The organism is Sphaerimonospora thailandensis (assembly GCF_016863115.1).
In the GTDB taxonomy this organism is placed as follows: Bacteria; Actinomycetota; Actinomycetes; order Streptosporangiales; family Streptosporangiaceae; genus Sphaerimonospora; species Sphaerimonospora cavernae.
Map to the genome: position 1 here is coordinate 1 of NZ_BOOG01000082.1, position 13910 is coordinate 13910.

Genomic DNA, 13910 nt, shown 5'->3' on the forward strand with positions numbered 1-13910 from the left:
AGGTCAAGGTGATACAACCCTCTGTGTGAAGGAACGGCGAGACCGGTTGCGGGAACTGGGTGAGCTGCTTCGGCAGCTGCGCAAGGATGCGGGACTCACGGGTAAGGAGCTGGCGGAGCGGGCCGGGGTGGCGCAGCCGACGATTTCGCGGATGGAGACGGGGCGGCTGTTGCCGACGCCGGAGACGGTTGAGCGGGTGGCCGCGGCTCTCCAGCTCGACGAGGAGGCCCGGCGTGAGTTGGACACGCTGCTCGTGCGGCTGCGGGATGAGGTGTCGCGGCTTCGGGGTGGGCTTTCCGGTCGTGAGGCTGCGAATGCCGCACGTGTGCGCTCGTCTCGCTGGGTGGCGGTGTTCTCTTCGGCGATGATCCCGGCTCTGTTGCAGACGGCGGAGTATGCGCGGTTTGCGCTGACGATCGGCCGGGATGTGGATACGGAGGATGCGGCTAAGGCGGCGGCAGTGCGAGTGGAGGCTCAGGCCGTACTGTTCGAGGAGAGTCGGCGGTTCGCATTCGTGCTGACCGAGGGTGCGGTTCGTACCTGGCCGGGGTCGCCGTCGTTGATGGTGGCGCAGCTCGATCGGTTGGCCCAAGTGTCCACGTTGCCGCATGTCCGTCTCGGCGTCGTCCCGTGGAAGGTCGAAGCGCCGGCCTTTCCGCTGCATGGCTTCACGATCTATGACGGGTCGGTGAGCGTGGTGGAGAGCTTGACGGGTGATCTCACGCTGACCGATCAAGGCGAGATCGGCGCGCATGAAGAGGTCTTCGAGGCGTTCGCCGGGGCTGCGGTGTACGGGGATGCGTTGCGGGAGCTGCTGGGGGAGATCGGGGCGGACCTGCGAGCGTTGGAACACCAACTCGGCGAGTAGGCGTATTTATACGCGGTATTCCTTGAGTTCCTTCTAGTGTGGTCATATGCTGCGGACACACGTTGTATAGGCCCCTAGACAACGGAGCGTGTCTCATGCCCTCCTGGCGGATGTCCCGCTACTTCCTCGGCCGACCGGCCTCGGTCACCGAAGCCCGCCGCTTCGTCACCGTATTCCTCGGAGGCTGGCCCATCGTGCCGACCGCCGAATTGATCGTGAGTGAGCTTTCCACCAACGCGATAAGGCACAGCGCCTCCGGCCGGTTCGGGGGGCGCTTCGCCGTCAGCATCCAGGCCGAGCCCGACCGGGTCTGGCTCGGCGTCGTCGACCAGGGCGGCCCTCACGTCCCGGCCGTCATGCACGACTGCGCGCACCTCGACGAGCATGACGACGAGAGCGGGCGCGGGTTGCTGCTGGTGTCCTGCCTGGCCGACTCCTGGGGCGTGTCCGGTGACGTGGCGGGCCGTACCGTCTGGGCGCTACTCAAGGTCACCCCGACACTGGCAGCCCCGGCGACTGCCCCGGTCACCGCCATGCTGGGGGTGGCGTCATGCCGCTGAATCGCTGCCTGAGCCCGCACGTTCCGCTTGCCCAAGCGGGGCATGAGCGCCTGACCTGGCTGGAACCGCGTACCGGTGAGCGGGTCCGGGTGAAGGCCTGGACCTGCGACTGCCGGGCGACCGTCTACGGGCTGTGCACGGCGGGCGGTCAGGGCTTCATCCGCCGTACCCTCCAGCGGGAGGGCTCCCCCGAGGTCCACGAGACCCACCGCTGGACCATCCCGCAGACCTACGAGATGTGGGCGGCGGTACTGTCGGGCATGGCACGGTGACCGGTGAGCCCGCGCGGAGTCCCCAACCGGCGCTCAGCGATCCGGGCCGTGGACTCAAAAACCGGCAAACCCCTCCAAGCCGTTCTGTCCAGAGGGATAGACGACATTTCGTCTAGAGCCCTAGACTCGGCAGAGCACCAGCAAGGAGGAACCGTGCCACCCAGCGACCTTGAGCGCATCGCCGCGATCGACGACCCCTATCTGCTACTCAGGGCCGCAACCGAACGCCTCAACGCCGCACAGCAAGAAGTCACCGAACTCGCCCGCCTGCGCCGCCGGGTCATCCAAGAACTCCACGCCCAGGGCATGTCGTACGCGCAGATCGCCGAAAAGGCCGGCCTGTCACGGGGGCGCATCCATCAGATCCGCCACACCGGCCCAGCACCCGAAGGCGCGTTCCTCGGCGTCGGATCGGTCACCGTCATCACCCCGCTACGGCAGGACCCGGCAACCGGCCGCTCCGTCGTAGCGCTGGACGACATGCGGGCCGGCAAGCGCCTGGAAGACCTCGCCCGGACCTTCGGCCTGAACGTCGGCACCGACAACGTGACCGTTGACGGGCATGTCGATCTCAACCGGCCCGGCCTGCTCGTCATCTGCGGCCCCCGCATGTCCGACGCCATGCGCCAGGCCTACGACAGCGATCCCGCGATCCGCTGGGACCGCGACGACAAGGGCTGGCTACTCCGCGACACCCGAACCGGCCAAGTGCACCGTTCCGGCTCCCAACTCGACCCGCAGCAACCGACCGACTCAGCGTTCCTCGGACGCCTACCCCGCCCGGACGGCAAAGGCTCGTTCCTGGCCATCGCCGGCATCCACCCCAACGGCTCCCTCGGCGTTATCCACCTGCTCGCCAACGAGATCGCCACCCTGTGGGGGCAAGTCGGCGATCAGCGGTTCTCCTGCGTGGTCAGCGTCGAATACGAGCCGCAAAGCGGGGAACCTGTGCGGGCGGAACTGGCCAGTCCGCTCTACCGGCACGAGGACACCTGATGCGCGTCACCTTCGCCACCGAACCCGCCCACCCCGGCCACGACAACGAAGACTTCATCGGCGCGACAGCCGACGCAGTCGTCCTCCTCGACGGCGCCACCGCCCCCGCCGGGATCACCTCGTCCTGCTCCCACACCGTGCGCTGGTACTCCCACACCCTCGGCTCAACCCTGCTGGCCGAACTGACCCAAAGCACCGCTCCCCTGGCCGAACTCCTGGCCCAGGGCATCAAGCACGTCACCTCGCTGCACGACTTCACCTGCGACCTGTCGCGCGGCGACTCCCCGTCCTCCACGGTCGTCATGCTCCGCCGGATGGCCGACCGCCTGGACTGGCTGGTCCTCAGCGACTCGGTGCTCATCCTCGACACCGGTACGGCAGAGCCGATGGTGATCTGCGATGACCGGTTGGACCACATCGCCACGCCCACCCGCGTACGGCTCCGCGCGCTTCCTGTGAGTGCGCCCGAGCATGCTCAAGCGCTGCGCGAGCATGTGAAGGAGCTGGGCGAGTATCGCAACCGGGACGGCGGTTTCTGGGTCGCCTCAACCGATCCCCTGGCCGCAGACCAGGCGCTCACCGGCACCGTTCCCGCCGACAAGGTCCGCGCTGCGGCACTCCTCAGCGACGGCGCGTCCCGCCTCGTCGACTGCTTCCACCTCGCCACCTGGCACGACGTCCTCGACATCCTCAACCAGGACAGCCCCGCCGAGCTGATCCGCCGCGTCCGCGACGCCGAGCACTCCGACCCCGAGGGCGAACGCTGGCCACGCGGCAAACCCTTCGATGACGCGACCCTCGCTTATTGCCACTAAAACGCGATAATGGGAGTGATTGCTGATCTTCTACAAGGTCTCGCGCCTGAACTCAGTGATTAAAGCCCGTCCGGAGGGTTCGAGAACCAACGAGTGATCTCCTCCGTAAGATGCTTGAGGTTAGCTGATCGTGCATGAGGCCCCAACGCCCGCTCAGAGAAGTCCTGCTTAGCTGCCGTGGTGCGCCACAGACTGCTCTCCGTCACGGGGGCAGTCATATGCGGCGCGAGGCGGGCAAAGAAGTCTGCGACCTCATCACTTGTACAGTCGTTTTCCCGAAGCTCATGGAACACGCCTGCCAAGACGCGAAGGATGGTAATGGAGCCGAGGAGACTACTTGCCCGAAGCTCAGGAGCGGTAATCTTTCCTTCTATTAGATCCTCTAGAATAGGGAACCCGCTGATCAGGCAGTCGAAGTATTCATTCGCCGCCTCGATCAAACTTGCCTCGTCAAGCTCCGCTTCTCGCTTCCTTCCTATTCGTCCATTAACGCCAACGTTAACGGTCCGAACAAAGTCGATCACGTGCTTAGCGCCAACCAGGTTCGGATTGCTCCCGCCCAGCCGGTCTTGCTCCTCGTCCACTCGACCGTTTAGCAATGCATGCTTTGTTGTCTCGTAGAGAGTTCGGTTGAGCACCTTGCGGGAATCGAACCTGACCTTGACAGCCTGGTTGATCCCTAGAGCATTGTCCGCCACGTCGTAGAACATCTGCTCGTAGCGCTCAGGCTCGGACTCCACATATATTTGTACTGTGAAGTGCTCATTCTGAAGTCTTCCACGTCGAGCCTCCAACTCCTCCAGTTGCCGGCGGAGCTGATCCTTCTTCGCCTCGTCTTTGGCCCTCAGAAGGTCATCTTCTAATCGAGACGTTGCGCGTGCAATTTCCTCAATTTGGAGAGAGATGCCGAGGGCTCGATGCTGTCCATCGATGATTTTGAGGGTCCGCGATGCGCTAGCAGCCCAGGGAACCTCGAGGATCCCGATCGCCATATGCCCATCAATAACTTGCTGCTCCCTGAAGGTGCAGCGGCCATCGTCCCGGGCAAGCAGCGGGGGAGCCACCCAATCCGTCTTGTCGCGGACGTATTCGCCAAACTTCTTCGCGTGAGGAAGGCTCACTCGGCGGTTGCCAGGGGTGGGCTGCTCCGGATCAGGGATCGGCAGCACGAGCGGAACATCAGCAAGTCGCACTTGGATCGTGTACAGCGTGCGTTCTCCCTGCGCACTACGGACGGCCACGTACTTGTCGTAGCGTTCAGGCCCTGTAACGCCGGTGATGTCCACGGGGTTCAGATCCACCTAAGTAGCTCCTATCTCTTCAGATCTAAGCGAACCCTCTCACATCAAGAAGCAAAGCGCGCAGATAATTTCTAAAGCGCCCCTTTTATTCTTTAAATTCCCATATGGGTACTAAAGTGTCCCTCCACCCAATCACCCCTCGACTCGAACAGCGTTGGCCGTCCACCCCCCTAGACAAACTGCATCAAGCTGGTCTATCGTCTTCCGCATAGCCCCCTAGACAGTTCGCGGAGTTAGAACTGCAACTACGCGCCTTCTATAGATCGACAAAGCCCCCCTCGCCTCAAGAGCGAGAGGGGCTTTGATCTGCGGAGGCTCGGGGATTTGAACCCCGGATGGGCGGTAAACCCAAACCGCATTAGCAGTGCGGCGCCATAGACCTGACTAGGCGAAGCCTCCCCGTTGGAGTTGCTCAGGACAGCGTACCGGCGATCGCGCAACGCGGCAAAGCGGAATCGCGACCGGGTTCGCCGGTCTGTCCGGCACGCCTCGTGAGTCACTCACTCAGACGATATGCGCAGGCAGTGCATGCCCCGTCCACCGACACACGGTTGTCCCCAGCTCCATGCACAGCCCTTATCCACAAGCTGTGGACAAGGGCTGCGGTCAGGCTGTGGATGCAGCGCGGCGGTCCTGTGGCTCTCGCCGGGACCATATCGATCTCGACCCGACGGGCAGAGATCGGCTCAGGCCTTGCGGATGGCCTCGCCCTCGATCTCGATCTTGACCTTCTTGCCGACCAGGACGCCGCCGGCCTCCAGGGCCTGGTTCCAGGTCAGGCCGAACTCCTCGCGGTCGATCTCGGTCTCGGCGGAGAAGCCGAAGATCTCCTGACCCCAGGGGTTGGTGGCGGCCCCGTTGAACTCGACCTTGAGCTCGGCTTCCTTGGTCACGTCGCGAATGGTGAGGTCGCCGACAAGGGTGAACTCATCGCCGGAGTGGTCCGTGATCCGGGTGCCGCGGAAGGTGAGCTCAGGGAACTTGTCAGCCGAGAGGAAGTCGTCGCTCCGCAGATGCGCGTCACGGTCGGCGACGCCGGTCTCGATGGTGCCGGTCTTGAGCACGGCCTCGACGGTCGACTCCAGCGGGTCCTCCGCGATCACGATCTTGCCGTCGAACTCGCAGAAGTGGCCGCGGACCTTGCTGACCATCATGTGCTTGACGACGAAGCCGACTCGCGTGTGGGCAAGGTCGAGTCCGAACTCACCAGGCGTGGGGATCTTGACGCCCTCCCACTCACGAACACTCATTGCTGCCCTCCAAGGTAGTTGCGGCGCGGATGTCTTCTATTACAACTATCTACAGGAGAACTATTCCGCATGTCAACTATCTGTCGTAGACTTCGACCATGGACCCTTTCGATGACCCACGCCTCACGGCGATGGGCCTGCTGGCGGAGGTGTTCACCGGGCTGACCGGCAAGACGAACCCCACCTTCGCCGAAGCGGGCATCTCCGAGGTCGACTTCGAGACCCTCATCCGGCTGTCCCGATCCCCGGAGCAGCGGCTGCGGATGAGCGACCTCGCCGCACAGACGTCCCTGTCCACCAGCGGCATCACCCGCGTGGTCGACCGCCTCGAACGCGAAGGCCTGGTGGCCCGGCACCCGTGCGCCAGCGACCGCCGTGCCTCGTACGCCGCCTTGACCGAAGCCGGCGCGGCACGCCTGCGGCAGGTGCTCCCCCAGCACCTCAAGGACATCGAGACCTGGTTCACCGGGCTGCTCTCCCCGGACCAACTCGACCGGTTCCTGGAGGCGCTGCGCGTGATCCGTGATGTCGTACGGCCCTGCGCCACCGCAGGCGTGCCGCGCAGGACGCCCGCGAGTTGATCCGCACGCCTGGAGGCGGCGCCCGTACGGGACGATCCCGAATTGTCGAAAGAAAGGGACAACGGAAGGGTGCGTCGTGCTGGCGAAAATCATGGATTTCTGATGGACTGCGTAAGCCGCAGGCGCCCGCCGCAGTCAAGCACCGAGTCGCGCCCCACCGGCGACTCGCCGTCCCCCATCAAACTTCTGGAGTCAGCCCGTGCGTTTCCCCCCACGCACCGCGTCCGCCGTACTCGCCTCTGTCGCCATCGCGGTTCCCCTCGCCACCGCGAGCCCCGCGACGGCCGGCACCCGGCCGAAGAGCGTGCCCAAGGACGCGGTCGAGGTGACCGTGAAGAAGGTCATCGACGGAGACCACTTCGAGGTCACCACCTCGAAGGGCGCGACCGTACGCGTCCGGCTGAGGGATGCCGACGCGCCCGATCCGGGCGTCTGCTGGTTCGAGGAGGCGTTCGCCCGCCTGTCCGAACTGCTCCCCGCCGGCCGGCCGGCGTACCTTCAGCTTGAGCCGAAGCTGGAGGTCCAGGACGGCGCCTACCTCCTCTACGCCTGGTCGCCCAAGGGTGTCTTCGTGAATGGGGACCTGGTCAGGAACGGTTACGCGCAGATCGCGGCAGACTACATCGCGGGGAGCTACCCCGTGCACCGGTACACGGCGTGGCAGGATGCCGAGCAGATGCGGGCCCAGGCCGATCGCCTGAGGATCTGGTCGGGGATCTGCCTGGCGCCCGACACCTACGACAGGCGCTATTCGATGGAGATCCCGCCGGGCACCGACCAGGACCAGAGCGGCCTCGCCGTGTCACCGGTCGAGCCGACGGGCCCCTCGCCCGAGGTGTACGAATTCCCGGAGCTGTCCCCGCTGCCGGAGACCGGCACCGGCGACCTGCGGACCCCGCCTCCGACGACCGGCCAGTCGCCGGCCCCCGAGGCCACGCCGACCCCCGAGGCCACGCCGAACCCGCAGCCGGACGGAACCGGCGATGACCCACGGTTCGGGACCTGCGAAGAGGCGATCCAGCACAACTACGGCCCCTACCGGCGCGGGATCGACCCCGAGTACGACTGGTACATCGACAGGGACGGCGACGGCATCGTCTGCGAACGGTGACGCTCGACCGCGGAAGCCGAAAACCGTGGAAGCCGGACATCGCAGACACCGCGGGTTTCGACCGCCTGAAGCGAGGGATGGCGGGCCCGGTTCACCGGGGCTCGGTGGCCGACACCACCAGGTCGCCGCGGAGCTTGGCCATCCCCCGGGAGACCGTGCTCTTGACCGTGCCCACGCTGATCCCGAGCGTTCTGGCGATCTCGGGCTCGGTCATGTCCTCGTAGTAGCGCAGCACGATGGCGGTCCGCTGCCGGGCGGGGAGCCGGTCGAGCGCCTGCTCCAGTTCGTCGTGCCAATGCCGCGGGTCGTGCTGGGGCGGCGCCTCGGGAAGCTCCTCCGAGGGGAACTCCTCAAACTTGCGCCGCCGCCACCAGGAGATGTTGATGTTCACCATGGTCCGTCGCACGTAGCCGTCGAGGGACGACCGGTCCTTGATCCGGTCCCAGGCCAGATATGTCTTCGTCAGGGCGGACTGCAGCAGGTCCTCTGCGTCGCAGGGGTTCCCCGTGAGCTGGTTGGCGACACGCAGCAGAGCCGTCCCACGGGACAGGACGTACGTACGGAACTCCTCGTGCTCCACGATCATGCGATCACCAGCCTGGCCTGGAGGGCGTGTCGTGCCAGAATCGCAGCCTCGCCCCGGGATCCGGCTGAACCGTGATCCTGGTTTCGCACCGCCATCGGCAAAAATCACACAAGCTCGGCGGTGGGATCCTCGGCGACGCGGCCGGGCCGCGGACGGATTTTGCCCCGAAGCGGGAGATAACACGTTGCACCGGGAGGAGGAATGTTTCTCCCCCGACTGTTTCTCACCGATGGATCCATCCGTGCCGGATCGGGCGGCATGTGAAGGTAGAAACAGGAGGGGCGATGCCGTACCGGGACGTGGAGCGAAGACGAATGCTGGCAGCGGCCGTGCTGGGCCGCGACCTCCGACCTCCGGCCCCAAAGCTCGAAGGGCTCGACAGACGGGACGGACCGGACAAGCGGGACGGTGACGCCGGAAATGAGAGCACCGGGGAGGGGGCAGCCGGGAGTCCCGGCGCGGGAAGCGATGTACGGCTCCTCGCGGTCAGCGGACGCATCCTCGACATCAGCCCGCACCTGATCATCCTTGAGGACGACGCGGGGGAGGAACGGCGGCTGGTCGTCGCTCCCTGGGCGACCGCGTGGCGGGGGGCGCCGGTGCCGCCCGCCGATCTGCCCGTCGGGGCCCGGGTCGTCATCCGGGCGCTGCGATCCGGCACGGTCGCCGAGCGGATCTGGGCTGACATCACCCGAATCACCGGGATCATCCGTGACGTACGCGGCAGCCGGGACCTCACGATCGAGCTCGATGGCGGCGCGCATCGGAGAACGCGCTCGATCGTGGTCCCCTACCGCTTCTCCAGCAGGATCCGGGTGCGGCATCCGCAGCTCGCGCCCGGCTACCTCTTCGACGCGATCGGCGTGCTGGACGACGGCACCGCGCTGGCACATCTGCCGGCGACCTCGCAGCCGCCTTACCGTGCGCGAGCCGTGCCGCCGCCGTCCGCGATGTACGGCGGGGCGCAGTCGAAGATCTCCGGCACTGCCGTGTGGGCCGACCTCGATGAGTACGGCGTGGCCTATCCGATGCTGGAGGCGGACGACGCCGGCTGCGACGACGTCGGTCGCTCCTGCTCCGGCCTGCCGTACCTCGCGCTCGGTTCCATGCTCGAGGTGCGCAACGTGTGCGACGGCCGGTCAGGTGTGCTGCCCATCGTGGACTGCGGGTGCGTGGCCGGGCGGTTCTGCGACCGATGCCTGGAATGCGGCACCTCGCCGCGCGGGAGGCTCGTGGAGTTGTCCCCCGCGGCGTACGTCGAACTCGGTGGTGACTTGACCAAGGGCTGTTTCAACGCCCGCGTCGGATTGGGGTGAACGGTGCTTCCAACGCTTTCCAGGCTTCCAACGCTTTCCGGGCTTCCAACGCTTTCCGGGCTTGCGGGCCTTGAGGTCGTCGCGACGGCCGCCCTGCCGATCCTGGTGGTGGTGCTGGCCCTGGGCGGTGTCGCCAAACTGGCCATGATCGCCCGTCATCGAGAGGGGTCGGCCGAGGTCGCTCCGGGCTCACTGAGCCGCCTCGGGCCGGCGGCGCTCGTGCCGGAGCGGTTCGCGACCCCGATGACGGTCCTCTGCGCGGTGGCCGAGTTCGTGTTCGCCGCCGGACTGGTGTTCGTCGATCACCCCGCCGCGCGCTGGCCGTCGGTGGCGTTCTTCGCGGTCGCGACGTACGTCCTGCTGGATCTGCGCCGTCGCCGGCCCGATGTCGGATGCGGCTGCTTCGGAGAGGTCAGTTCGGCACCGATCGGACTTCGGTCGATCGGGCGGACCACGACCCTGACGGCGATGGCGGTCATCGTCGCGCTGGAGCACGTCACCTGGACCGATGCGATGTCGGCTCTGTCATCAGGAGCCCCGGTGGCTCCGGCGGGCGCCTGGCTGGGCGGCCTCGTGGTCCTGCTGCTCGTCCTGTCTCCCGAGATCGATGCGGCCGTGGCCCGGCTGCGTCACCGCCTGCCGTGCGAGCAGCGTCCGCAGCCCCCCGCCCGGGCCCTGACCCGCCTGAAGACCAGTACGGCATGGCGGACGCATAGCGGGATGCTGGAATCAGACGAACCCACCGACACCTGGCGTGAACTGTGCTGGCGGTTCTTCGTCTTTCCAGGGAGAGACGACGCCGAGGTCGTGTTCGCCGTCCATCTGGACGGCCGCCGCCCGACCATCCGGGCCACCGTCGTCGCCGATGACGATCAGCCGCTCCCCTCTCTGCGGGAATCTATGCCTGTATCGGTCTGAGGCTATACAGGCATAGATTCCCGCATCGAGGCGCCGGACGTGCCGGAATTCAGCTCTCTACGGCTCTCTAGCTTCCCCTCTAGAAAGCCGTAGAGAGGTCTATGGGGACCCCAGGAGAATCAGGAGACCGGTCTAGATCGGCTGGGCACGGAGGAACCTCCCGAAGTGGGGAACGGTGAACCCGATCAGCCCACGCTCCGCGCTGTAGATCAGCCCCTTCTTGATGAGGCTGTCCCGGGCCGGAGACAGGCTGGACGGCTTGCGGCCGAGCGACACCGCGACGTCGGCCGTCGGCACCGGATCATCACCGAGTTGGGCCATCGCATGCATGTAGTCACGCTCGGCCGGGGTCGCCCGCTCATACCGGCTGCCGAAGAAGCCGACGGCGAGTTCCTCCTCCGCCTCCGGGGCCGACACCCTGATGTCATCGGCCGTGATCGGGCTGCGTGGCGCGAGATCCCAGGCGACTTTGCCGTACGCCTGGACGAAGTAGGGGTATCCGTCGGCCGCCTCGTAGAGCGCGTCGAGCGCGTCAGGCGTGAACTCGACCTCCTCGCGGGCGGCGGGGACGATCAGCGCCAGATCCGCGGCGTCCCGATCCAGCCGGTCGATCCGGGCATATCGAAATAACCGCTCCGAGTAGCTCTTGCTGGCCGACAGCACACTTGGCAGGTGCGGCAGACCGGCGCCGACCACGATCAGTGGCCCACCGATCTGGGACAGCTCATGACAGGCCGCGCACAGGGCCGAGATGTCCGGCGCCCGCACGTCCTGCATCTCGTCGATGAACAGTGCGATGCCGACGCCGAGATCGGTCGCGACGCCGGCGGCGTCGACGAACAGCTCGGTGAGATCGATCTCCAGGTCACCCGAGTCGGCCCGGCCCCGAGAGGCGGGCACGTCGATGGCGGGCGACCAGTGGGAGGTGCCCTTGGCCGCGGCCGGGTCGCGCATCGCGAACGCCTTGAGCACGCCGAGGAACTCCTCGATGCGTTCGGGCGCCCGGTGCCGGGGGGCGAGTTCCCTCGTGGCCATGTGCAGCGCGGCGGCGATCGAGCGGCGGATCGACTGGTCCGGCCTGGCCTCGATCTTTCCGGTGCCCCACAGCCGCTGCATGGCCATGGACTTGAACGTGTTGAGCAGGACGGTCTTGCCGACGCCGCGCAGGCCGGTCAGCACCATGCTCCGCTCCGGGCGGCCGCGGGCCACCCGTTCGAGCACGATCTCGAACTGCTGCAGCTCGCGGTCGCGCCCCGCGAGCTCCGGAGGCCGCTGACCCGCGCCGGGGGCGTAGGGATTGCGCACGGGGTCCACGCTCTCGGACTTTATGACGCCGTATAGCGGTCGCCCTAGATTTCCGTAGAAAGCGCTACGGCGTGTCGCGGGCGACGACCGGCGCGGAGCACGCCGTCCGGAAACACCGGGGGCGAGAGCCGAATCAGCGGGAATTCGGGGAGACGGGACGTCGGGAGCGGGTGCGCAAGCCGTCGGCACAGCCATGGAACACCCCTCCGCAGTCAGAACGTGGACCGAACCCCTGTTCGATCCGTCGCCCACGACTGTAGCGCGTCCTCGAACACACGCGCGACGCTTTCTGGGGAAAATCCCTAAGCGATCTCGTCGGTGAACTCCCAGGTCAGGCGATCTCTCAGGCTTCCGACCCCCGCCTCGCGTCAGGTGATCTCCACCACCGGGGGCCGTACACCGGGGTCGGCCGAGACGACCGCGGACAGGCGCTGCCGCGCCAGCACTCCCGAAGCGCACCCCTGCGCCGCGCTGCAAGATCACAGTGGATGACATGCCTGGTCAGCGGCAACTCGCGAGTTTCTGCAAGATCACGCACAGGAATCCCCTGGCCGCGAGGGGTGACTGCGAGAAACTGCAAGATCACGCGAGAGGGGAGCGGGGGTTGCGGGGTGTCGGAAAGGCGGGCAGAGGTAGCGTGCCTCTATGGCTTGTTTACGAAATCCCAGGTCAGCGGTGATCGCGATGACCATCGTGGGCGTAACGGCCTGCACCGCGACGGCCTGTGCCGCGGGAGACGCCGAACCGACCGCCAGGACCTCTGTCACCACGGCCTCACCCGCCGCTGTTTCTTCCGTTGTCACCGTCCCGCCGGACCAAACGCCGACGTCATCGCCGACGTCATCGCCGACGTCCTCGCCACCGCCCGCGACGCCGGACGAGACGCCGGACGAGACGCCGTCGGCCGCGGCCGAGCCGCCCGAGTTCTCGGCAAAGATCACCAAGGTCGCACGGGACGAGGTACCGCACTCATGGCGGCCGAGTTGCCCGGTGTCGCTGAACGAGCTCCGGAAGATCACCATGACCTACTGGGGCCTCGACGACCGGGCCCACACCGGCGAGATGGTGGTGAACGCGGCCGTCGCCGAGGAAGTCGCCTCGGTCTTCCGGAAGCTCTACGACCAGCGGTACCCGATCCGGCGGATGGAGTTGGTCGACGCGTACAAGGGCAGCGACTACGACTCCATCGACGCGGGCAACACCTCGGCCTTCAACTGCCGGAGCGCGACCGGCTCGGGCAACTGGTCGGAGCACGCCTACGGCCGGGCGATCGACCTCAACCCGCTCGAGAATCCCTTCGTGTACGCCGACGGCTCGCACGCCCACTCGAACGCCGACGAGTACGTCGACAGACCGAAGAAGCCCGGCGTGATCCACGCCGACGACAAGGTGGTGCGGGCGTTCGAGGAGATCGGCTGGGGCTGGGGCGGCTACTGGTCCAGCTACAAGGACTACCAGCACTTCTCGAAGTCGGGGCACTGAGCCGCCGATCCGATATCCGGCATATTTTCCCATCTTCCGCGAAATGGCCAGGAAGCGATCAAACTATCAGCCGGAAGCGCCGAACCATCGCGCCGACTCCGGGGTGCGGCGTCATCCGGACCTAGAACAGGACCTGCCATCCCTATGGGAGGCCCCATTGCTGGCCGCCAATGACGGTGTTGGTGGCCGTGTTGATCGCCGAGAAGGTGCCGGAAGCCCGGTTGGGCACGTACGCGACCTGACGTGTCTGCTGATCGGCCGCGTGGGGCCATGTCCAGTGGACCATGCTCGGCGAACACGAGCCTGAAGACCGTCGGCGGACTTCACATCGTGAGCTTCCGCCGGTGGCCTTCGATATTTCCAGCCACGGCACACGAAAACCCCCATCCCCATTTACAGAAATGCCAGACAAGATAGTGATGCACACCTTTCTTGGGCAAGAATTACAACGTCACCCAATCTGTCGGATTTAATGACCAGGAATGTCTCAAGAAATCAGATGAGGGTGTCAAGTCGGTGTGCCTATCCCGGACGGCGCAACCGGTGCGA

Annotated in this window: 14 protein-coding genes and 1 tRNA gene; 10 read left to right on the plus strand and 5 right to left on the minus strand. The window is 66.2% G+C overall.

Translation table 11 applies throughout. The features are described from left to right. The 5 genes from Mth01_RS27830 to Mth01_RS27850 form a co-directional block, all read left to right on the plus strand. Positions 1-868: helix-turn-helix domain-containing protein (locus Mth01_RS27830; RefSeq protein WP_204018936.1), on the plus strand; the 868-nt coding region annotated here is incomplete at its 5' end. A gap of 95 nt (positions 869-963) precedes the next feature. Next, complete coding sequence (locus Mth01_RS27835; RefSeq protein ID WP_204018937.1) at positions 964-1428, plus strand: ATP-binding protein; 465 nt, start codon at positions 964-966, stop codon at positions 1426-1428. Beyond that, on the plus strand, positions 1419-1700 hold the full coding sequence (locus Mth01_RS27840; RefSeq protein ID WP_204018938.1) for a hypothetical protein: 282 nt from the start codon (positions 1419-1421) through the stop codon (positions 1698-1700). The genes Mth01_RS27835 and Mth01_RS27840 overlap by 10 nt, the downstream gene beginning before the upstream one ends. Before the next feature lie 153 nt (positions 1701-1853). Then, positions 1854-2696, plus strand: a complete 843-nt coding sequence (locus Mth01_RS27845) for a sigma-70 family RNA polymerase sigma factor (protein ID WP_204018939.1) — start codon at positions 1854-1856, stop codon at positions 2694-2696. Continuing rightward, positions 2696-3511 carry an integrase gene (locus Mth01_RS27850; protein WP_204018940.1) on the plus strand — a complete coding sequence of 272 codons (816 nt, stop codon included), beginning with the start codon at positions 2696-2698 and terminating at the stop codon, positions 3509-3511. Before Mth01_RS27845 ends, Mth01_RS27850 begins: the two co-directional genes overlap by 1 nt. Positions 3512-3570: 59 nt before the next feature. Here the strand turns inward: Mth01_RS27850 and Mth01_RS27855 are convergent, their stop codons facing one another. The 3 genes from Mth01_RS27855 to Mth01_RS27865 form a co-directional block, all read right to left on the minus strand. Then, positions 3571-4812, minus strand: coding sequence for a DNA sulfur modification protein DndB (locus Mth01_RS27855; protein WP_204018941.1), 1242 nt, complete (start codon positions 4810-4812; stop codon positions 3571-3573). Between the two features lie 309 nt (positions 4813-5121). After that, positions 5122-5211: transfer RNA gene (locus Mth01_RS27860), tRNA-Ser, on the minus strand. 287 nt (positions 5212-5498) lie between these two features. Then, complete coding sequence (locus tag Mth01_RS27865) at positions 5499-6062, minus strand: YceI family protein (RefSeq protein WP_204018942.1); 564 nt, start codon at positions 6060-6062, stop codon at positions 5499-5501. A 98-nt stretch (positions 6063-6160) separates the two neighbouring features. Here Mth01_RS27865 and Mth01_RS27870 point away from each other — a divergent pair, with 98 nt between their 5' ends. Together Mth01_RS27870 and Mth01_RS27875 are read left to right on the plus strand one after the other, a co-directional pair. Next, the gene (locus tag Mth01_RS27870; RefSeq protein ID WP_204018943.1) at positions 6161-6643 is read left to right on the plus strand and encodes a MarR family winged helix-turn-helix transcriptional regulator; all 483 of its coding nucleotides are present in this window, start codon (positions 6161-6163) and stop codon (positions 6641-6643) included. A gap of 199 nt (positions 6644-6842) precedes the next feature. After that, complete coding sequence (locus Mth01_RS27875; protein ID WP_204018944.1) at positions 6843-7754, plus strand: thermonuclease family protein; 912 nt, start codon at positions 6843-6845, stop codon at positions 7752-7754. Between the two features lie 91 nt (positions 7755-7845). On the opposite strand, the gene Mth01_RS27880 is transcribed toward Mth01_RS27875, so the two are convergent. Continuing rightward, positions 7846-8340, minus strand: coding sequence for a SigE family RNA polymerase sigma factor (locus Mth01_RS27880; protein ID WP_204018945.1), 495 nt, complete (start codon positions 8338-8340; stop codon positions 7846-7848). 284 nt (positions 8341-8624) lie between these two features. On the opposite strand from Mth01_RS27880, the gene Mth01_RS27885 reads away from it, so the two are divergent. Both Mth01_RS27885 and Mth01_RS27890 read left to right on the plus strand, forming a co-directional pair. Next, positions 8625-9656, plus strand: coding sequence for a hypothetical protein (locus Mth01_RS27885; RefSeq protein ID WP_204018946.1), 1032 nt, complete (start codon positions 8625-8627; stop codon positions 9654-9656). 3 nt (positions 9657-9659) lie between these two features. Next, a complete protein-coding gene (locus tag Mth01_RS27890) occupies positions 9660-10574 on the plus strand; it encodes a MauE/DoxX family redox-associated membrane protein (RefSeq protein WP_239090055.1) in 915 nt (304 codons plus the stop codon). A gap of 132 nt (positions 10575-10706) precedes the next feature. Here the strand turns inward: Mth01_RS27890 and Mth01_RS27895 are convergent, their stop codons facing one another. After that, positions 10707-11888 (minus strand): ATP-binding protein, encoded by a 1182-nt coding sequence (locus tag Mth01_RS27895; RefSeq protein WP_204018947.1) that lies wholly within the window; start codon positions 11886-11888, stop codon positions 10707-10709. Positions 11889-12563: 675 nt separating this feature from the next. Between Mth01_RS27895 and Mth01_RS27900 the strand changes: the two genes are divergently transcribed. After that, positions 12564-13361, plus strand: coding sequence for a M15 family metallopeptidase (locus tag Mth01_RS27900; RefSeq protein WP_204018948.1), 798 nt, complete (start codon positions 12564-12566; stop codon positions 13359-13361). Positions 13362-13910: the final 549 nt, after the last annotated feature.

What these genes read in the sequence shown, in the direction of transcription:
- Mth01_RS27865 (WP_204018942.1), bottom strand. Translation starts at nt 6,062, where the DNA reads ATGAGTGTTCGTGAGTGGGAGGGCGTCAAGATCCCCACGCCTGGTGAG.
- Mth01_RS27900 (WP_204018948.1), top strand. Translation starts at nt 12,564, where the DNA reads ATGACCATCGTGGGCGTAACGGCCTGCACCGCGACGGCCTGTGCCGCG.
- Mth01_RS27885 (WP_204018946.1), top strand. Translation starts at nt 8,625, where the DNA reads ATGCCGTACCGGGACGTGGAGCGAAGACGAATGCTGGCAGCGGCCGTG.
- Mth01_RS27850 (WP_204018940.1), top strand. Translation starts at nt 2,696, where the DNA reads ATGCGCGTCACCTTCGCCACCGAACCCGCCCACCCCGGCCACGACAAC.
- Mth01_RS27880 (WP_204018945.1), bottom strand. Translation starts at nt 8,340, where the DNA reads ATGATCGTGGAGCACGAGGAGTTCCGTACGTACGTCCTGTCCCGTGGG.
- Mth01_RS27870 (WP_204018943.1), top strand. Translation starts at nt 6,161, where the DNA reads ATGGACCCTTTCGATGACCCACGCCTCACGGCGATGGGCCTGCTGGCG.
- Mth01_RS27840 (WP_204018938.1), top strand. Translation starts at nt 1,419, where the DNA reads ATGCCGCTGAATCGCTGCCTGAGCCCGCACGTTCCGCTTGCCCAAGCG.
- Mth01_RS27835 (WP_204018937.1), top strand. Translation starts at nt 964, where the DNA reads ATGCCCTCCTGGCGGATGTCCCGCTACTTCCTCGGCCGACCGGCCTCG.